This window comes from Streptococcus sp. CF8_St5-17 (genome assembly GCF_024295665.1).
Taxonomy (GTDB): domain Bacteria; phylum Bacillota; class Bacilli; order Lactobacillales; family Streptococcaceae; genus Streptococcus.
The window spans coordinates 19,805-39,098 of record NZ_JANCOU010000006.1 but is presented as its reverse complement, the minus strand read 5'-3'; the positions used below and the strand labels follow the sequence as shown (position 1 = coordinate 39,098).

Genomic DNA, 19,294 nt, shown 5'->3' with positions numbered 1-19,294 from the left:
AGTCTGAGTTTTTTGTTTATACTCAATGAAAATCAAAGCACAAACTAGGAAGCTAGCCGCAGGTTGCTCAAAACACTGTTTTGAGGTTGTAGATGGAAGCTGACGTGGTTTGAAGAGATTTTCGAAGAGTATTAAATACTTTTACCTGGTAAGAGACTAACTGGTAAGAAATAACCAGTCGTAGCAACTTCTTTCCCCTCAATTTTTTGAAGTAGTAAATCGACTGTCAGGCGAGCAATTTCTTCCAAGGGTTGTTTAATGGTAGTGAGGTGAGGATAGAAATTCTCGATAAAATAAGTTCCATCGTAGCCAATAACCTTAAGTTGTTCTGGAACAGAAATACCAAGTTCCTGAGCGATTTTCATCACCAAGATGGCTGTCAAATCATCCGATGCGAAAATCGCATCTGGTTTTTGTTTGGTCAGGATATTTTTAATTTCCATTTCCTTACGAAGGGGCGAAAAGTCACTGGAAACATTGATAATAGGAGCCTTGGGTAAGATAGAAGCAAAGCCTGCATGACGAAGTCCAGTTGGTGAGTTGGAGTTATCATTACCTGTAATCATAATAACAGATTTAGCTCCAGTTTTAGCCAAAGTCTGAGCGGCTAGGACACCACCAGCATAGTTGTCAGAAGAAACGACAGGGATATCTGGTGATAGGTTCCGGTCAAATGAAATGATTGGAGCGGTTACGCGATTGTAATCCTCAATCCCAAGGTTGTGACTTCCCGAAATGATACCGTCCACCTGATTGGCTTCCAACATTTCGATGTATTCACGTTCTTTTTCCGAATCGTGTTCACTATTACAAATGATTGTCTTGTAACCTTTTTTGAATAGTTCGTGTTCCAATTTGTCAATCAATTCAGCATAGAACACATGGCTGATTTTAGGGAAAATCAAACCGATTAACTTGGCTGATTTTCCTTGAAGACTTCGAGCTAAGTTATTGGGTTTATAGCCCAGCTCACGCATAGCATCATTAACCTTTTGAATGGTTTTTTCTGAAAGATAACCCTTTTTGTTGATGACACGTGAAACAGTAGTAGGGCTGACGCCAGCTAATTTTGCGACATCAGTTAGTTTTGCGACCATATTCTAATTCGTAGTATGTTCCAGTTGGGTTTCCAGATTTAATGAGAATTCCATTTTGATCTGCATGCGGGAATACACGACCAGAAAATACTTTTTCTCCTTTATTAATGAAAATTTCAAAGACTGAATTGTCGATGAAGATATTTACGGTAGTAGCTTGATTATCAATTGGACATGAGCGAGTAGTTCCAAATTCTTGAGCGTATTGCTCACCTGCCTGACTGCGGTCAATGGTTACTTGGCCATTGACAAGATCGAAATTGATAGAGAGCCCCTTGCCGTCGTTATCAGCAAGAAGGATGATTTCACTTTGGCTATTAGCCTCTAAGTTTAGTTCAAGTTCGTAGGTGTTCTTAGTTTCAGAACGATTTGAAAATTCCTCTTTTGAAGCACGGAGGTCCTTGATGGCTGCTACAGGATACTGATAGAGTTTGCCCTCTTTAATGGTTAATTCTTTGACCAATGAGAAAGTTCCTTGGTGATCAAAGCGATCAGATGGATAAGACACATCTGGTAAACCAAGCCAACTTACTGCCAGGGCACGTCCATCAGGAGTGTTAAAAGCTTGAGTAGCATAGGCTTCAAAACCATAATCAAGATTGTGAAGTTCAGAAACATCAACCATACGAGCATTTTCTGGGTCAAAGGAAGCACCGATTTTATACATATTTGGATAGATATTGTCATAGTCAAGAACCTTTTTATCCAAACCTTGTGGACAGTAGAGAAGAACTGGCTGTTCCCCAACAAAGACTAGGTTTGGGCACTCCATCATATAGGCAGTACGGTCATTGTTGAAGTTCAAATCACCCACTTCTTGCCAGTTTGTATAATCGTTATCGACCGCTTTGTAGAGACGGACAAATCCTTTTTTCTCCAAGTCCTGACCGCCGACGATAGCATAGTATTGTCCTTTAAAGTTAAAAATTTGTGGATCACGGAAGTGGTCAGTAGCATCAGCTGGTTGATCAATTAAGATTTTATCAATCTTTTCGATTTTTCCATCCTTATCCATTAAGGCACCGATTTGATAAGGGTGACGTACCCAGTTTTCGTCACGAACATTTCCTGTATAAAATAAGAACAGTTGATCGCCAAACTGCATAGCAGATCCTGAGTAAGCGCCGTGGCTATCAAGTGGAGTATCAGGTAAGATTTTAACACCAGTTTCAGTAAAGTGAACCAAATCGTCACTTTCAAGCTGAACCCAAGATTTTAAACCATGAGCTGCACCAAAGGGGAAGTTTTGGTAAAAGACAACCCACTTGCCATCAAAGTAAGAAAAACCGTTCGGGTCGTTGAGAAGACCTTGCTTGGGTTCGATGTGATAGCTTGTATGCCATGGTGACTGCGCCATCTTTTCTTGGATTTGTTTTATTTCTTCTTGTGTCCAATCTTCATAGCGTCTATAACGACGCTCGGTAGTCCATTCCATTTATATTCCCTCCATAAATTCTACTATCTTTATAGTAAACGTTTCCTTATAAAAAAGCAAGTCTTTTATCATAAAATTAAGAAAAAAATGTCAAACGATTGACAGGAAATAGAAGTTAAATTTTATGAAAATTGATGAAAATATGAAAGTTTTTGAAAACTTTTTAGCAAAAACCTTTTAATAATAGGTATTTATCGAAGAAATACTATTCAAAAATATCAAAAACAGTCAAAAAACAAAAAAACAAATAATTTTTTCTGCAAAACGCTTGACATATTTTTAAAACGTGATAGAATAATACTCGTAGGGCGAATAAATCGCTTTCAAACATTTTACAAAATTTTTTATAAGGAGATTTTTGCAAATGACGAATACAGAAATTGCAAAAAAAGTCATCGAAGCCTTAGGTGGACGTGAGAACGTTAATAGTGTAGCTCACTGTGCGACTCGTCTTCGCGTTATGGTTAAAGATGAAGCGAAAATTAACAAAGATGCTATCGAGAACTTGGAAAAAGTTCAAGGTGCTTTCTTTAACTCAGGTCAATACCAAATCATCTTTGGTACTGGTACAGTAAACAAGATGTACGATGAAGTCGTAGCTCTTGGTTTGCCAACTTCTACAAAATCTGAAATGAAAGCAGAAGCTGCAAAACAAGGAAATTGGTTCCAACGTGCTATCCGTACATTCGGTGACGTCTTCGTTCCAATCATTCCAGTTATCGTAGCAACTGGTCTCTTCATGGGTGTTCGTGGTCTCTTGACTGCTCTCGGAATGACACTTCCACAAGATGTGACAACTTACACTCAAATCTTAACTGACACAGCCTTTATCATCTTGCCAGGATTGGTTGTTTGGTCAACCTTCCGTGTATTCGGTGGTAACCCAGCCGTTGGTATCGTCCTTGGTATGATGCTCGTATCTGGCTCACTTCCAAATGCCTGGGCTGTTGCTTCTGGTGGTGAAGTAACTGCAATGCAGTTCTTCGGATTTATCCCAGTTGTAGGTTTGCAAGGTTCAGTTCTTCCAGCCTTCATCATCGGGGTTGTCGGAGCTAAATTTGAAAAAGCTGTTCGTAAAGTTGTTCCAGACGTTCTTGACCTATTGGTGACACCATTCGTAACACTTTTGGTTATGTCAATTCTTGGTTTGTTTATTATCGGACCAGTCTTCCACGTTGTTGAAAACTACATCCTCATTGGAACTAAAGCTATTCTTAACTTGCCATTCGGACTTGGTGGTTTCTTGATTGGTGGAGTTCACCAATTAATCGTCGTATCAGGTGTTCACCACATCTTCAACTTGCTTGAAGTTCAATTGCTTGCTGCTGACCATGTTAACCCATTCAACGCTATCATTACTGCAGCTATGACTGCTCAAGGTGCTGCGACAGTAGCCGTTGGTGTGAAAACTAAAAATCCTAAACTTAAAACACTTGCTTTCCCAGCTGCTCTTTCTGCCTTCCTAGGTATTACTGAGCCTGCTATCTTCGGGGTTAACTTGCGTTTCCGTAAGCCATTCTTCCTTTCATTGATTGCTGGTGCAATCGGTGGTGGATTGGCATCTATCCTTGGACTTGCTGGTACTGGTAATGGTATCACAATCATCCCTGGTACAATGCTTTACATTGGTAACGGACAACTTCTACAATACCTTCTTATGGTAGCTGTATCATTTGCACTTGGTTTCGCTCTTACTTACATGTTTGGTTATGAAGATGAAGTAGAAGAAGCTGCAGGTGCTATTACTGAAGCTGAAACAGATCGTTTGACTGAAGAAGCAGTTACTGGTGCTGTTGTTGCACCGAGCGAAGGTGTTATTCAAACACCAATCGTTGGTGATGTCGTTGCTCTTTCAAATGTGAATGATCCAGTCTTCTCAAGTGGAGCTATGGGACAAGGTATCGCTGTAAAACCTAGCCAAGATGTTGTCTACGCACCAGCTGATGCTGAAGTGACAATTGTCTTCCCAACAGGACATGCTTATGGCCTAAGAACAGCTAACGGAGCCGAAATCTTGATCCACGTTGGTATCGACACTGTTTCAATGAACGGTGAAGGATTCAACCATAAAGTTGCTCAAGGTGACAAGGTTAAAGCTGGAGATGTTCTTGGAACGTTTGACTCAGCTAAGATTGCTGCTGCAGGTCTTGATAACACAACAATGGTTATCGTGACAAACACTGCGGACTTTGCTTCAGTAAATCCAGTTGCTTCTGGATCAGTTGCTAAGGGAGATGCAATCATCGAAGTTAAAGCTTAATACTCTTCAAAAATCAAATTCAAACTGCGTCATACTTGCTTTGCCGTATGTATGTGTTACTGACTTCGTCAGTTCTATCTACAACCTCAAAGCTGTACTTTGAGCAACCTGCAGCTCGATTCCTAGTTTGTTCTTTGATTTTCATTGAGTATACTACTGTCGATTTAATAAATCAAAAAAACGAACAAATGTCATGTTTGTTCGTTTTTGCTTGAATGGTAAAATTTACAGAGGAAAATCTAAAATATAGAGCAACTTTCCTTCTGGAAATATGCTATAATAGAGAAAATAAAAACTAGAGGTTTATCATGACAAAACTATACGGAAGCTTGGAAGCGGGCGGTACAAAATTTGTCTGTGCTGTCGGTGATGAAAACTTTAACGTTGTAGAAAAAGTACAATTTCCAACAACAACTCCTATCGAGACAATCGATAAAACTATCGAGTTCTTTTCAAAATTTGAGAACCTTGCAGGCCTTGCCATTGGTTCATTTGGTCCTATTGATATCGATAAAAACTCAAAAACTTACGGATTTATCACAACAACTCCAAAACCTAACTGGGCAAATGTCGACTTGCTTGGTGCCCTCCGTCGCGCTCTAAACGTGCCTATGTATTTCACAACAGACGTAAACAGTTCTGCCTACGGTGAAGTGGTAGCTCGTAACAATGCCGGCGGTCGTATCGAAAACTTAGTGTACTACACAATCGGTACAGGTATCGGAGCAGGTGTTATCCAACGTGGTGAGTTTATCGGTGGTGTTGGTCACCCTGAGATGGGTCATTATTATGTGGCTAGACACCCAATGGATATTGAAAAAGAATTTAAAGGTGTTTGTCCTTTCCATAATGGATGTTTGGAAGGTTATGCAGCTGGTCCAAGTTTGGAAGCTCGTACAGGTGTTCGTGGGGAAAACATTGAACTCAACAACTCTGTCTGGGATGTTCAAGCCTACTACATTGCTCAAGCTGCAGTGAACGCAACTGTAACTTTCCGTCCAGATGTCATCGTCTTTGGTGGTGGGGTTATGGCTCAACAACACATGCTTGACCGTGTACGTGAGAAATTCACAGCCCTTCTCAATGGTTACCTACCAGTTCCAGATGTGCGTGACTATATCGTAACACCAGCTGTTGCTGGTAATGGTTCAGCGACACTCGGAAACTTTGTTCTTGCTAAGAGCGTTGCTAAATAAGAATAAAAAAGGAGGTCGGGATACATCCCGGCCTCTTTCTTTAATCTTTTTCTATTTTGGTTTCCTGATGGAAAATATTTTGCCAAGTTTCGTGACGGCGCCAGATACTGGTATGAATGGTATCACCGACTTGATAGCGGATGAGTTTAGTCTTTTGACTGATAGAAGTTAAATGAAGCTCCTTAATAGCAGAGGTCAATTCTTTTTCAGCCTTATAGGCTCCTTTGTCTAATTCTTGTCCGTCTTGGCGGATATAAATGAAGTCTTCTGCAAGTAACTCTTCCAGTTGATTTCCTTGGTCAATCAGTTGCTCTCTCATGAGCAATTTTTTATAGACATTATCTAGGATTTCATCCTCAGGGATTGGTGCTGGTTCAATATGAATGTCAGTATCAAAGACACCAAATCGTTCTGATAACATAGATTCGACCTGATCCGCAATTTCGTGGCTCTCGAAAACAGAGAGGTCTGGGTTCATCTCAAGTGTAATGTCCAGATAAATATTGCTTCCGTAAGTACGACCGCGTTGGGACTTGACCTTGCTAATCTTAGGAATTTCCATGATTGCTTTTTGGTAATCTTCTAGCAAGTGCTCATCAAAGCCGTCCGAAAGACTGAAGGATGACTCAATAAAAATGTCATAGGCAGTCTTGAGGATAAAGAAGGTAATGATAATAGCGACCAACTTATCAACTATAGGATAGTTGAAGCTACTAGCCAGGATAGCGATAGAAGTTCCAAGAGAAGTTACAGCATCTGATAGATTGTCCTTAGCAGCCGCTTTAAGCGCCTTAGATTTAGACTGCTTGCTCAGATGGGTATTGTAGAGATAAACGGCGAACATGATGATGGCAGAGATGACTCCCAGAGTCGCACCAAGTGGGTCAATGACCGTTTGTTCTCGGCTGAGTATTTTTTGGATGGTGTCACGTAGAACATCAAAGCCAACGTAAAACATGATGATGGAAGTGATGAGACTTGCCAAGTCCTCGATTTTCCAGTGACCGAAGCGATGATCTCTATCTGCGGGTTGGCGAGCCAAACGAATCCCGATGAGAAGGGCTACATTTCCAACGATATCTGAAACGTTATTAAAACCATCAGCCACCAAACTGGATGAATGGAGGAGGTGTCCGGTCGCTAGCTTAGCTGCAGACAAGAAAAGATAAGTCAAAATGCTGATAATGGCACCACGCTCAGCCAATTTTAAGTTTGAAACCGATTGATTCATCTAACTCCCCTTCTAGCATTTTAGTATTCTTTCATTATACTGGTTTTCCAAGGAAATTTCAAATGGAGGAAGTAAGGAAATTGATAGAATAGAACATGAAATACTTTTTTAAAAAAAGAAAACATGCTAAAATGATATTCGAATATTTGTATTTTTTATATAAAATATTAGCAGATAACATTGGAAATTAGGTGAAATATTAATTATCATTCTAGCACTTAATCTTGTTGCTGAGATAGGTAACTATACAGTGTAGTTGTAATAGGTAGAATTTTTCACACTCTTATTGCTATTAATAAAGAAGTTTGATATATTAAAATGAGATAAACGATAAATCTCTATAATTTTTTTTTAACAGGAATCTGCTCACCGGTTGTAATTATTTTAGATATTATTATGCGTATATGATGATTATTACTTAGTTACTGCCCTTAATTTACATCAAAGAAAAGAAAGATTGAATAATAGAAAGGTTTTAGAATAATGACAATTTCTATAGTAATTCCTTGCTTCAATGAAGAAGAATCTGTCCCGATTTTTTTCAAAGAAGTTGAAAAAATTGCTTTGCAAATCCATGAAGATATAGAATATATTTTTGTTGATGACGGTTCAAAAGATGGAACGCTATCAGTTTTAAAAGAACTAAGTGGTGTATGTGACCGAGTCAATTATGTATCTTTTTCACGCAATTTTGGTAAAGAGGCAGCTCTATATGCTGGATTGAAGCAAGCAAAGGGAGATTATGTTGCAGTAATGGACGCGGATCTTCAGGATCCACCAGAGTTATTAGTTCAAATGAAATCTATACTAGATGAAGATGAAGATATTGACTGTGTAGGTAGCTATCGTGTTAATCGTAAGGGAGAACCATTTATCCGTTCGATTTTTGCAAAATTATTTTATCGAATCATTAATAAAATCAGTCAGTTGAATATTGTTGATGGTGCTCGTGATTTTCGCTTGATGCGTCGTCAAATGGTAGAGGCTATATTGGAGCTATCTGAATATAATCGTTTCTCTAAAGGTATCTTTGCTTGGGTTGGTTTTAGAACAAAATATATAGAATATAACAATGTTGAACGGGTGGCAGGAAATACTTCGTGGAGTTTCTGGTCTCTGTTTAAATACTCACTGGAAGGGATAATTAACTTTTCAGATGCTCCACTCAATATATCCTTTTTCATGGGTGGATTCGTGTGTTTAGTATCCTTTATCTTAATGTTTTTAATTGTAGTTAGAACTTTGATAATGGGAAATCCTACTTCAGGCTGGACCTCAATTATGACAATTATCCTTTTCTTAGGAGGACTTCAATTGCTTTCTATAGGTATTGTGGGTAAATATATTGGAAAAATATTTCTAGAGACCAAAAAAAGACCCATTTATTTGGTAAAGGAGAAAACTCATGAAAGTTTGTAGAAAGTCTTTAGTTAGTTAGTTAGTTAGTTATCTATTGGTGTGTAGCTTAATTTTTATTTTGATTTACATTCTAAATCATTTCACATTATACACTTCAGATGATTTTGTTTATAGATACATTTATAAAGATTCTCTACCGACTGGAAATGAGGAAAAAATCAAAAATATTTTTGATTTAGTTACATCTCAGGTAAATCATTGGGCAATATGGAACGGTCGCTTTACAGGGCATAGTATTGTTCAAATTTTTATGCAATTTGATAAAGTATATTTTAATATTTTTAATTCTATTGTTTTTGTATTACTTGTAGTATTATAGAGCAGTTAAGTTCTAATTTAATTAAGGTAAATTCTAAAAATAGTTGTGTCTTTTTCCTGATTTTATTGTTTTTTATGCTTTGGTGGTTTTTACCAGAAATTGGGAAAACGATTTTGTGGATATCAGGTTCAGGAAATTATCTATGGACAGCACTCATAGATTTATTTTGGTTCTATCTATTTACAAAGAAAGATCTTCATATAAAAGTTTTACCTTTTACAGTATTGCTAGCCTTTTTCATGGGGGCAGGGAATGAAAATACTTCTCCAGCATTTATTCTCTGGGGTATACTATATTTTACATTTCATATATTGAAAGATAATTTTCCAAAGTGGAAAATTATTGAAATTGTTAGTGCTACAGTAGGTTACTTTTTAATGATTTCTTCGCCTGGATCTCGTCATAGAGCAGGTGAGATTGCAATTTTTGATAATCTTAAAGGAAAGATATTTGAATTAGTCAAATTATCTTTTGGAAAATACGAAGTCTTATATTTAATGATTGCAATATTAGTCGGTTATTTATTGGTCAGCAAACTGATAAAAAAAGAACAATTTATCGAAGTATGTTTTGTAATGCTAGCCCATTTTGCTTGTATATATAGTCTCATTGCTAGTAATGAGAAACCAGATAGAGTTTTCTTTGGAGCAAGTATTCTTATTTGTTTAGCAGTTATTCAGCTAATAAAATTAACACTTGACAATATAAAATCATTAGAAAAACTTCTAGTTGTTTATGTAATAGTAGTAGCCATTAAATTTGGTATTTCCTATAATAATGTTGTTTGAGATAATTATGAAACGTATATTCAAGTTCAGCAGCAGTATACAGAGTTAAGAAATGCTCAAAAAATGGGTCAAGACAAAGTTGTATTAAAATTTTTTAAGCAACCTAGATATTTATATAATGCCTATCTTGGGACGAACAATTTACATCCAAACAGTGATGCTTGGTTTAATCAATGGATGGCAGTCTTTTTTGGTGTTAAAAGTGTAGAAGGAGAATAATAGTTACCTAGAATTCCATTGAATTGTTTGGATTTTCTTTCATTTATTGTATAAAGTAAGATTTTCTGATATAATAGAACTACTCAAGGGAGTAGCTGGCGGTTAACCGCGATAGTGTCGTCATTCCGAATTATTTCCGGCACTATATTAAACAGCGAGACTTGTTTTTTTAAAAAACAGGTCTCTTTTTTTGTAAAAAGAGGCCAAAAAGGAGGAGACTGTTTTGTCAAAAGAACAAAATAAAGATTTGTTTTACACGCAATCTTCTGAGGAAGTCCTAAAGAACTTGGACTCATCTATCGAAGGTTTGTCAACTGCTCAAGCTCAAGAACGCTTAGCGACTTATGGTCGTAATGAGTTGGAAGAGGGCGAAAAACGTAGCCTACTAGCTAAATTCCTTGATCAATTTAAGGATTTGATGATTATTATCTTGCTTGCGGCAGCGGCACTTTCTGTCATTACAGAAGGAATGGACGGTTTAACAGATGCCATTATCATCTTGGCCGTAGTTGTCCTGAATGCAGCCTTTGGTGTTTACCAAGAAGGTCAAGCAGAAGCAGCGATTGAGGCTTTGAAAAATATGTCTAGCCCAATGGCCCGTGTTCGTCGTGATGGTCATGTCATTGAGATCGACTCAAAAGAATTGGTGCCTGGGGACATCGTCTTGCTTGAAGCTGGAGATATAGTTCCTGCTGATATGCGCTTGCTGGAAGCGGCGTCTCTTAAAATCGAAGAAGCTGCTCTTACTGGTGAATCTGTACCAGTTGAAAAAGATATTACTCAAGTAGTTGAAGCAGACGCTGGTATTGGGGACCGCGTTAATATGGGTTACCAAAACTCAAATGTAACTTATGGTCGTGGTATTGGTGTCGTGACCAACACTGGTATGTATACAGAAGTTGGTAAGATTGCAGATATGTTGGCTAATGCCGATGAGACTGAAACACCATTGAAGCAAAGCTTGGAACAATTATCTAAAGCCTTGACTTACTTAATCGTTGTGATTGCTGTCATTACTTTCTTGGTTGGTGTCTTCGTTCGTGGAGAGCATCCATTAGAAGGCTTGATGGTGGCGGTTGCTCTTGCGGTTGCTGCGATTCCAGAAGGTCTCCCTGCCATTGTAACCATCGTTCTATCTTTGGGAACTACAACCCTTGCAAAACGTAATTCGATTGTCCGCAAATTACCAGCGGTTGAAACGCTTGGTTCAACAGAAATCATCGCATCTGATAAAACAGGTACCTTGACTATGAACCAAATGACTGTTGAAAAGGTTTATACCAACGGTCAATTGCAAAGCTCTGCAACAGAAATTGCGGCTAGCAATAATACCCTTCGTATCATGAACTTTGCTAATGATACCAAGGTGGACCCATCTGGTAAATTGATTGGTGATCCAACGGAGACAGCTCTTGTACAGTTTGGTTTGGACCACAACTTTGATGTTCGTGAAGTCTTGAAGGATGAGCCACGTGTGGCTGAATTGCCATTTGACTCAGACCGTAAACTCATGTCTACCATTCATAAGGAATCAGATGGTTCTTACTTTATCGCTGTCAAGGGAGCCCCTGACCAATTGCTCAAACGTGTGACTCGTATTGAAGTCAATGGGGAAGTTCGCCCAATCACAGAAGAAGACAAGAAAGCTATTCTTGCCACCAACAAAGACTTGGCTAAACAAGCCCTTCGTGTCTTGATGATGGCTTACAAGACAAGTAACGAAATTCCAACCTTGGAATCTGAAATTGTTGAATCTGACCTCATCTTCTCTGGTTTGGTCGGCATGATTGACCCTGAGCGTCCTGAAGCAGCAGAAGCTGTCCGTGTCGCTAAAGAAGCAGGTATCCGTCCAATCATGATCACGGGTGACCACCAAGATACAGCTGAAGCCATTGCCAAACGTCTTGGAATCATCGATCCAAATGATACAGAAGACCACGTCTTTACAGGGGCTGAGTTGAACGAACTCTCTGATGAAGAATTCCAAAAAGTTTTCAAGCAATACTCTGTTTACGCTCGTGTATCACCTGAACACAAGGTTCGTATCGTGAAAGCATGGCAAAAAGAAGGTAAAGTTGTTGCCATGACAGGTGATGGGGTTAATGATGCACCATCACTTAAGACAGCTGATATCGGTATCGGTATGGGGATTACTGGTACAGAGGTTTCTAAGGGAGCTTCTGATATGGTCCTTGCCGATGACAACTTCGCAACCATTATCGTAGCGGTTGAAGAAGGACGTAAGGTCTTCTCAAATATCCAAAAATCAATTCAATACCTCTTGTCTGCCAATATGGCTGAGGTCTTCACTATCTTCTTTGCAACCCTCTTTGGTTGGGATGTGTTACAACCAGTGCATCTTCTCTGGATTAACTTGGTAACAGATACGCTACCAGCCATCGCTCTTGGTGTTGAACCAGCTGAGCCAGGGGTTATGACTCACAAACCTCGTGGACGTAAATCTAACTTCTTTGACGGTGGTGTCTTCGGAGCTATCCTTTATCAAGGTATCTTCCAAACCATGCTCGTTCTTGGTGTCTATGGCTGGGCAATTCTCTTCCCAGAGCATCAAGTTCAAACTGAGATCCACGCAGATGCCCTTACCATGGCCTTTGCAACTCTAGGTTTTATCCAATTGCTCCATGCCTTTAACGTCAAGTCTGTTTACCAATCAATCTTTACGGTTGGACTCTTCAAAAACAAAACCTTTAACTGGTCAATCCCAGTTGCCTTCATCCTCTTGATGGCTACGATTGTAGTTCCAGGATTTAACAGCCTCTTCCACGTTTCACATTTGAGCTTGACTCAATGGTTGGCGGTTATTATAGGTTCACTCTTGATTGTTGTTCTTGTTGAAATTGTTAAAGCAATTCAACGTGCACTTGGTAAAGATAAAAACGCCATTTAAACATTGAAAAGTCATCTTCGGATGGCTTTTTTGCTTTTATATAAGATAAACGGAGATAGATTTTATGCTATAATCAAGTAGAATGATAAAGATGGAGGAAATAGTAGTTGGAAAAGAAAATTGTCAAAGATATGATGTTTTTATCGCAGGTATCCCAGCCTGCGAGTCAAGAGGATTTGCCTCTAGCAAAGGATTTGCAGGACACCTTACTGGCTAACCGTGAAACCTGTGTTGGACTAGCAGCCAATATGATTGGGGTACAAAAGCGAGTCATTATCTTTAACTTTGGCATGATTCCCATGGTTATGTTTAATCCGGTTCTCAAATCTTTTGAAGGACCATACGAGACCGAGGAAGGATGTTTGTCTCTAACAGGTGTAAGACCGACAACCAGGTATGAAAAAATTACCGTATCCTATAGAGATGTTCATTGGCAAGAGCAGACCATTTCCCTGACAGGCTTTCCGGCTCAGATCTGTCAGCATGAACTCGACCATTTAGAAGGTCGCGTTATTTAGACTCAAATCCTTGGTGCTCCTAGAAAAATATGCTACACTAACACTATGAAAATTCTAATCCCAACCGCAAAAGAAATGAATACCGAAATCCCTAGTTTAGAGGCTAAACCATTGTGTCCTGAGAGTCAGGCTGTTCTGGATGAATTAGCTAGATATTCTGCCCAAGATTTAGAGAGTTTTTATAAAATCTCTGCCGAAAAGGCGCAAGAGGAGTATGACCATATCCAAGCCTTGAAAAATGGAACGGCTAGAAACTATCCTGCCTTGCACCTCTTTGATGGGCTCATGTATCGCAACATCAAACGGGACAATCTAACCCAAGCGGAGCAAGCCTATCTGGAGAAACACCTCACGATAACATCAGCTCTCTATGGTGTGATCCCGGCCTTTGCACCCATCGCTCCTCATAGACTAGATTTTATGATGAAGCTCAAAGTTGGTGGCAAAAGTCTTACAAAACATTGGCAGACGGCTTATGAAGAGTCGGTGAGGGAGGAAGATTGCATCTTTTCACTCTTGTCTTCTGAATTTGAAAATGTCTTTCCAAAAGAAATCCGAGAGAAGATGGTGACCTTTAAGTTTATGGAAGACAAAGATGGAAAACTAAAAATCCACTCAACCATTTCAAAGAAAGCTAGAGGCGCCTTCTTAACAGCCTTGATGGAAAATCAGGTAACTTCGGTAGAAGAGATCAAAAAGCTTAGCTTTGCAGGTTTTAACTATAGAAATGATCTGTCTAGTGACAAGGAATTGGTTTTTGTAAAATAGATTGAAAATAGCGTCTGTCCTAGGTTGTATCGGGGCAGGCTTTTTAGGATTTGGTCTTTCTATTTTTAGTTTAGAATGGTAGGAATTTTCGCACAATTTTGGTATAATAGGACTATTAGAAAATTTCGAGGAGACAAACATGTCAGTTAAGATTGCTTTACTTGGATTTGGTACAGTAGCCAGTGGTGTACCATTCTTGCTAAAGGAAAATAGAGAAAAAATCGTTCAAGCAGCCCAGTCAGAAATTGAAGTGGCTAAAGTTTTGGTCAAAGACGATCAAGAAAAAGCACGCTTGCTTGAAGCGGGAAATGATTTTAATTTTGTAACAAATATCGATGAAATCTTGTCAGACAAAGACATCACGATCGTTGTTGAGTTGATGGGACGTATCGAGCCTGCAAAAACCTTTATCACTCGTGCTTTAGAAGCAGGTAAACACGTCGTAACAGCCAACAAGGACCTTTTGGCAGTGTATGGTGCAGAATTGCTTGAAATTGCCAAAGCTCACAATGTTGCTCTCTACTACGAAGCAGCTGTTGCAGGAGGAATTCCAATCCTTCGTACCTTGGTTAACTCACTAGCATCAGATAAAATCACTCGTGTTCTTGGTGTTGTCAATGGAACATCAAACTTCATGATGACTAAAATGGTAACCGAAGGTTGGTCTTACGAGGATGCTTTGGCAGAAGCCCAACGACTTGGCTTCGCTGAAAGCGACCCAACCAATGATGTGGACGGGATTGATGCAGCCTACAAGATGGTTATCCTTAGCCAGTTTGCTTTTGGGATGAATGTCAAGTTTGAAGATGTTGGTCACCAAGGAATTCGCAACATCACTCCAGAAGATGTGGCAGTAGCTCAAGAACTTGGTTATGTTGTGAAATTAGTTGGTTCTATCGAAGAAACAGCTTCTGGAATCGCTGCTGAGGTTACACCAACCTTCCTTCCTAAAGAACACCCACTAGCAAGTGTTAACGGTGTTATGAATGCTGTCTTTGTGGAATCTATCGGTATCGGCGAGTCTATGTACTACGGACCGGGTGCAGGTCAAAAACCAACTGCAACAAGTGTTGTGGCTGATATTGCCCGTATCGTTCGTCGTTTGAATGATGGAACAATTGGAAAAGCCTTTAATGAATACAGCCGTCCAGTGGTCTTGGCTAAGCCAGAAGATGTCAAAGCCAACTACTATTTCTCAATCTTGGCTCCAGACTCAAAAGGTCAAGTCTTGAAATTGGCTGAACTCTTTAACGCAGAAGATATTTCCTTCAAGCAAATCCTACAAGATGGCAAGCAAGAAGGTAAGGCTCGTATTGTCATCATCACTCATAAAATCAACAAGGCGCAACTTGAAAATATTACAGCAGCTTTGAAGCGTGTATCTGAGTTTGAACTTCTCAATACCTTCAAGGTTTTAGGAGACTAAGATGAAGATTATTGTACCTGCTACAAGTGCTAATGTGGGTCCAGGTTTTGACTCTGTTGGTGTAGCTGTAACTAAGTATCTAGAAATTCAGGTTTGTGAAGAACGTGAAGAATGGATGATTGAGCACCAACTAGGTAAATGGATTCCACGTGACGAACGTAATCTTTTGCTGAAGATTGCTCTACAGATTGTTCCAGACCTACAACCTAGACGTTTGAAGATGGTCAGTGATATTCCGCTTGCACGTGGACTAGGTTCTTCTAGTTCAGTCATCGTTGCAGGGATTGAGCTGGCAAATCAACTCGGGAACTTGAAGCTAAGCAAACATGAAAAATTACAGTTGGCGACTAAGATTGAGGGACACCCTGATAATGTTGCACCTGCTATCTATGGAAATCTCGTCATTGCTAGCTCAGTCGAAGGCCAGGTTTCAGCAGTTGTGGTGCCCTTCCCAGAGTGTGCTTTCTTAGCTTATATTCCAAACTATGAATTGCGTACTCGCGATAGTCGCGGTGTCTTGCCTAAGAAACTTTCTTACAAAGAAGCTGTTGCAGCAAGTTCTATCGCCAATGTGGCTATTGCAGCCCTACTGACTGGAGATATGGTCAAAGCAGGCCAAGCTATTGAGAGTGACCTCTTCCACGAGCGTTACCGTCAAGAACTGGTGCGAGAATTTGCGACCATCAAAAAAGTTGCCAAGAAAAATGGTGCTTATGCAACCTACCTCTCTGGAGCTGGTCCGACTGTCATGGTCTTGGCTGACCCTGACAAGATGCCAAAGATTAAGGCAGAGCTTGAAAAGCAACCTTTCAAAGGCAAGCTTCATGATTTACAAGTAGACACAGAAGGCGTTCGCGTCGAAGCAAAATAAATTTAGCAATAGGATGGGGAAACTCTCTATTAGAGGGCTTCCTGTCCTTTTTTTGAAAATGAAACATGGGATATGAAATGTTTCCCGTGTTTAGCGACCGACAGACGGTCAAGGAGGATTTGAAATGGCAGAAATATATCTAGCAGGCGGTTGTTTTTGGGGCTTGGAAGAGTACTTTTCACGTATTTCTGGAGTGCTGCAAACCAGTGTTGGTTATGCCAATGGTCAGGTAGAAACCACCAATTATCAACTAATCAAAGAAACAGATCATGCAGAGACTGTACAAGTTATCTATGATGAAAAAGCAGTCTCGCTCCGTGAGATTTTGCTTTATTATTTCCGAGTCATTGATCCATTATCTGTCAACCAACAAGGAAACGACCGTGGTCGTCAGTACCGCACAGGGATTTATTATCAAGATGAAGAGGATTTGCCAACCATCCATACGGTCGTTCGAGAACAAGAGCTTCTCATCGGTCGTAAAATAGCGGTAGAAGTGGAGAAACTCCGTCACTATATCCTGGCTGAGGACTATCACCAAGACTACCTCAAGAAAAATCCTGGTGGTTATTGCCACATTGATGTGAGGGATGCTGAGAAACCACTGATAGATGCCGCCAACTATGAAAAACCTAGTCAGGCAGTTTTACGAGAAAGTTTATCAGAAGAGTCCTACCGAGTTACCCAAGAGGCTGCGACGGAAGCTCCCTTTAGCAATGCCTATGACCAAACTTTTGAGGAAGGAATTTATGTAGATATCACGACTGGCGAGCCCCTCTTCTTTGCCAAGGATAAGTTTGCCTCAGGCTGTGGTTGGCCAAGCTTTAGCCGTCCTATTTTCAAGGAACTCATTCATTACTACCAGGACTTGAGTCATGGTATGGAGCGAATCGAAGTTCGTTCACGTTCAGGAAATGCTCACTTGGGACATGTCTTTACAGACGGACCTCAGGAACTAGGTGGTTTACGCTATTGTATTAATTCTGCATCCTTACGATTCATTGCTAAGGATGAGATGGAAGAGGCTGGCTATGGCTACCTACTTCCATATTTGAACAAGTAGAAAAGATGGTGGTTTTCCCACCTTCTTCATTTTGAAAATAGAAGGGACACATGAAACAATTACTTTCTTACTTTAAACCCTACCTGAAAGAGTCTTTCCTAGCACCCTTGTTTAAGTTGTTAGAGGCTGTCTTTGAACTTTTGGTTCCCATGGTGATAGCTGGGATTGTCGACCAATCCATCCCTCAAAAAGATCAGGGTCATCTCTGGCTGCAAATGGGTCTCCTCTTTGTTTTTGCAGTTATCGGCGTTTTGGTAGCTTTAGTAGCCCAGTTTTACTCAGCCAAGGCAGCAGTCGGCTTTACTAAGGAGTTGACCAATGACCTTTATCGTCATATTCTTTCCTTGCCTAAGGATAGTAGAGACCGTTTGACAACTTCGAGTTTGGTGACGCGCTTGACTTCAGATACCTATCAGATTCAGACAGGGATCAATCAATTTTTACGCCTCTTTTTAAGGGCGCCTATTATTGTTTTCGGTGCCATTTTCATGGCTTATCGCCTCTCGCCTGAATTGACTCTATGGTTCTTGGTCATGGTTGCCATTTTGACCTTTGTCATTGTCGTGTTATCACGCTTGGTCAATCCTCTCTACAGTAGTTTGAGAAAGAAAACTGACCAGCTAGTTCAGGAGACGCGCCAACAGATACAAGGGATGCGTGTGATTCGTGCTTTTGGCCAAGAAAAACGAGAGATTGAGAATTTCCAACGACTCAACCAAATCTATACGGCTATCCAAATGAAAACAGGCTACTGGTCTAGTCTATTGACCCCCTTGACCTATTTGATTGTCAACGGAACTTTGCTGGTGATTATCTGGAATGGTTATATTTCTATTCAGGGAGGCTGGCTCAGTCAGGGAGCCTTGATTGCCCTGATCAACTATCTCTTACAAATTTTGGTAGAGTTGATTAAACTAGCCATGCTGATTAATTCACTCAACCAGTCTTATATATCAGCTAAGCGTATTGAGGAAGTCTTCGCTGAAAAACCTGAAGATATTCATACTGAACTTAAGGCAGGAAGGGTTTCTGGAAATCAAGTTTTACACGTCCAAGACTTGACCTTTACTTATCCAGATGCAGCTCAGCCTTCGCTAAGGGATATTTCTTTTGATATGCAGCAAGGAGAAATTCTTGGGATCATCGGAGGAACTGGTTCTGGTAAGTCAACCTTGGTACAGGTTTTACTTGGTTTGTACAAACCAGATAAAGGAACAGTGGGCCTCTATCAGGCTGGACATGGCTCTCGGGATCTGGCTCAATGGCGGTCCTGGATAGCCTATGTCCCTCAAAAGGTTGAACTTTTTAAGGGAACGATTCGTTCCAATTTGACCTTGGGTATGGAAGAGCCTGTCTCTGACCAAGAACTTTGGCAGGCTTTGGAAATTGCTCAGGCCAAGGACTTTGTCAGTGAAAAGGAAGGTCAGCTGTATGCAGAAGTCCAAGCAGGCGGTCGTAATTTTTCAGGTGGACAAAAACAACGTTTGTCGATTGCCCGGGCAGTCTTGCGTCGAGCACCTTTTCTTATCTTGGATGATGCGACTTCGGCTCTTGATACCATTACTGAGTCCAATCTTCTGAAGGCTGTTCAGGAAAACTTGCCTGATACTAGCTTGATCTTGATTTCCCAACGAACTTCGACTTTGAAGATTGCTGATCAAATTCTTCTCTTGGAGAAAGGTCAGCAATTAGCGCTTGGAAATCATGAGGAATTGATGAAGACTAGTCAAGTCTATCGTGAAATCAATGCATCCCAACATGGAAAGGAGGATTAGA

14 protein-coding genes and 1 pseudogene are annotated in these 19,294 nt (G+C 40.1%); 12 read left to right on the top strand and 3 right to left on the bottom strand.

Annotated features, from left to right (window positions below; all coding sequences use genetic code 11):
* Window positions 1-131: 131 nt before the first annotated feature.
* Together NMM19_RS05990 and NMM19_RS05985 are read right to left on the bottom strand one after the other, a co-directional pair.
* Window positions 132-1,097, bottom strand: coding sequence for a LacI family DNA-binding transcriptional regulator (locus NMM19_RS05990; protein WP_178894690.1), 966 nt, complete (start codon window positions 1,095-1,097; stop codon window positions 132-134).
* A complete protein-coding gene (locus NMM19_RS05985; RefSeq protein ID WP_178894691.1) occupies window positions 1,078-2,532 on the bottom strand; it encodes a sucrose-6-phosphate hydrolase in 1,455 nt (484 codons plus the stop codon). The genes NMM19_RS05990 and NMM19_RS05985 overlap by 20 nt, the downstream gene beginning before the upstream one ends.
* A gap of 364 nt (window positions 2,533-2,896) precedes the next feature.
* Here NMM19_RS05985 and NMM19_RS05980 point away from each other — a divergent pair, with 364 nt between their 5' ends.
* Both NMM19_RS05980 and scrK read left to right on the top strand, forming a co-directional pair.
* Window positions 2,897-4,792, top strand: a complete 1,896-nt coding sequence (locus NMM19_RS05980; RefSeq protein ID WP_254730566.1) for a sucrose-specific PTS transporter subunit IIBC — start codon at window positions 2,897-2,899, stop codon at window positions 4,790-4,792.
* Between the two features lie 308 nt (window positions 4,793-5,100).
* Window positions 5,101-5,988 (top strand): fructokinase ScrK, encoded by an 888-nt coding sequence (gene scrK / locus NMM19_RS05975; RefSeq protein WP_178894693.1) that lies wholly within the window; start codon window positions 5,101-5,103, stop codon window positions 5,986-5,988.
* A 40-nt stretch (window positions 5,989-6,028) separates the two neighbouring features.
* Here scrK and NMM19_RS05970 read toward each other — a convergent pair whose 3' ends face one another.
* The gene (locus NMM19_RS05970) at window positions 6,029-7,219 is read right to left on the bottom strand and encodes a cation diffusion facilitator family transporter (protein ID WP_254730563.1); all 1,191 of its coding nucleotides are present in this window, start codon (window positions 7,217-7,219) and stop codon (window positions 6,029-6,031) included.
* Window positions 7,220-7,702: 483 nt separating this feature from the next.
* Here NMM19_RS05970 and NMM19_RS05965 point away from each other — a divergent pair, with 483 nt between their 5' ends.
* The 10 genes and pseudogenes from NMM19_RS05965 (at window position 7,703) to NMM19_RS05920 (ending at window position 19,293) form a co-directional block, all read left to right on the top strand.
* On the top strand, window positions 7,703-8,638 hold the full coding sequence (locus NMM19_RS05965) for a glycosyltransferase family 2 protein (RefSeq protein ID WP_178894695.1): 936 nt from the start codon (window positions 7,703-7,705) through the stop codon (window positions 8,636-8,638).
* Window positions 8,639-8,675: 37 nt separating this feature from the next.
* Window positions 8,676-8,957: a DUF6056 family protein gene (locus tag NMM19_RS05960; protein WP_254730560.1), complete on the top strand. Its 282-nt coding sequence runs from the start codon at window positions 8,676-8,678 to the stop codon at window positions 8,955-8,957.
* Window positions 8,958-9,031: 74 nt separating this feature from the next.
* Window positions 9,032-9,964, top strand: a pseudogene (locus NMM19_RS05955) (DUF6056 family protein).
* A 223-nt stretch (window positions 9,965-10,187) separates the two neighbouring features.
* Complete coding sequence (locus NMM19_RS05950) at window positions 10,188-12,872, top strand: calcium-translocating P-type ATPase, PMCA-type (protein ID WP_254730557.1); 2,685 nt, start codon at window positions 10,188-10,190, stop codon at window positions 12,870-12,872.
* A gap of 107 nt (window positions 12,873-12,979) precedes the next feature.
* Entirely contained in the window at window positions 12,980-13,390 is a 411-nt protein-coding gene (locus NMM19_RS05945) for a peptide deformylase (RefSeq protein ID WP_254730554.1), read from the top strand.
* Between the two features lie 45 nt (window positions 13,391-13,435).
* Window positions 13,436-14,158, top strand: coding sequence for a peroxide stress protein YaaA (gene yaaA, locus NMM19_RS05940; RefSeq protein WP_254730551.1), 723 nt, complete (start codon window positions 13,436-13,438; stop codon window positions 14,156-14,158).
* A gap of 139 nt (window positions 14,159-14,297) precedes the next feature.
* Window positions 14,298-15,584 (top strand): homoserine dehydrogenase, encoded by a 1,287-nt coding sequence (locus tag NMM19_RS05935; protein ID WP_254730548.1) that lies wholly within the window; start codon window positions 14,298-14,300, stop codon window positions 15,582-15,584.
* 1 nt (window position 15,585) lies between these two features.
* Window positions 15,586-16,455 (top strand): homoserine kinase, encoded by an 870-nt coding sequence (thrB, locus tag NMM19_RS05930; protein WP_254730545.1) that lies wholly within the window; start codon window positions 15,586-15,588, stop codon window positions 16,453-16,455.
* A gap of 124 nt (window positions 16,456-16,579) precedes the next feature.
* Window positions 16,580-17,518: a peptide-methionine (R)-S-oxide reductase MsrB gene (msrB, locus tag NMM19_RS05925; protein ID WP_254730542.1), complete on the top strand. Its 939-nt coding sequence runs from the start codon at window positions 16,580-16,582 to the stop codon at window positions 17,516-17,518.
* A gap of 50 nt (window positions 17,519-17,568) precedes the next feature.
* Entirely contained in the window at window positions 17,569-19,293 is a 1,725-nt protein-coding gene (locus NMM19_RS05920; protein WP_254730539.1) for an ABC transporter ATP-binding protein, read from the top strand.
* The last annotated feature ends 1 nt before the right edge of the window (window position 19,294 follow it).

What these genes read in the sequence shown, in the direction of transcription:
- NMM19_RS05990 (WP_178894690.1), bottom strand. Translation starts at nt 1,097, where the DNA reads ATGGTCGCAAAACTAACTGATGTCGCAAAATTAGCTGGCGTCAGCCCT.
- NMM19_RS05985 (WP_178894691.1), bottom strand. Translation starts at nt 2,532, where the DNA reads ATGGAATGGACTACCGAGCGTCGTTATAGACGCTATGAAGATTGGACA.
- NMM19_RS05980 (WP_254730566.1), top strand. Translation starts at nt 2,897, where the DNA reads ATGACGAATACAGAAATTGCAAAAAAAGTCATCGAAGCCTTAGGTGGA.
- scrK (WP_178894693.1), top strand. Translation starts at nt 5,101, where the DNA reads ATGACAAAACTATACGGAAGCTTGGAAGCGGGCGGTACAAAATTTGTC.
- NMM19_RS05970 (WP_254730563.1), bottom strand. Translation starts at nt 7,219, where the DNA reads ATGAATCAATCGGTTTCAAACTTAAAATTGGCTGAGCGTGGTGCCATT.
- NMM19_RS05965 (WP_178894695.1), top strand. Translation starts at nt 7,703, where the DNA reads ATGACAATTTCTATAGTAATTCCTTGCTTCAATGAAGAAGAATCTGTC.
- yaaA (WP_254730551.1), top strand. Translation starts at nt 13,436, where the DNA reads ATGAAAATTCTAATCCCAACCGCAAAAGAAATGAATACCGAAATCCCT.
- NMM19_RS05935 (WP_254730548.1), top strand. Translation starts at nt 14,298, where the DNA reads ATGTCAGTTAAGATTGCTTTACTTGGATTTGGTACAGTAGCCAGTGGT.
- thrB (WP_254730545.1), top strand. Translation starts at nt 15,586, where the DNA reads ATGAAGATTATTGTACCTGCTACAAGTGCTAATGTGGGTCCAGGTTTT.
- msrB (WP_254730542.1), top strand. Translation starts at nt 16,580, where the DNA reads ATGGCAGAAATATATCTAGCAGGCGGTTGTTTTTGGGGCTTGGAAGAG.
- NMM19_RS05920 (WP_254730539.1), top strand. Translation starts at nt 17,569, where the DNA reads ATGAAACAATTACTTTCTTACTTTAAACCCTACCTGAAAGAGTCTTTC.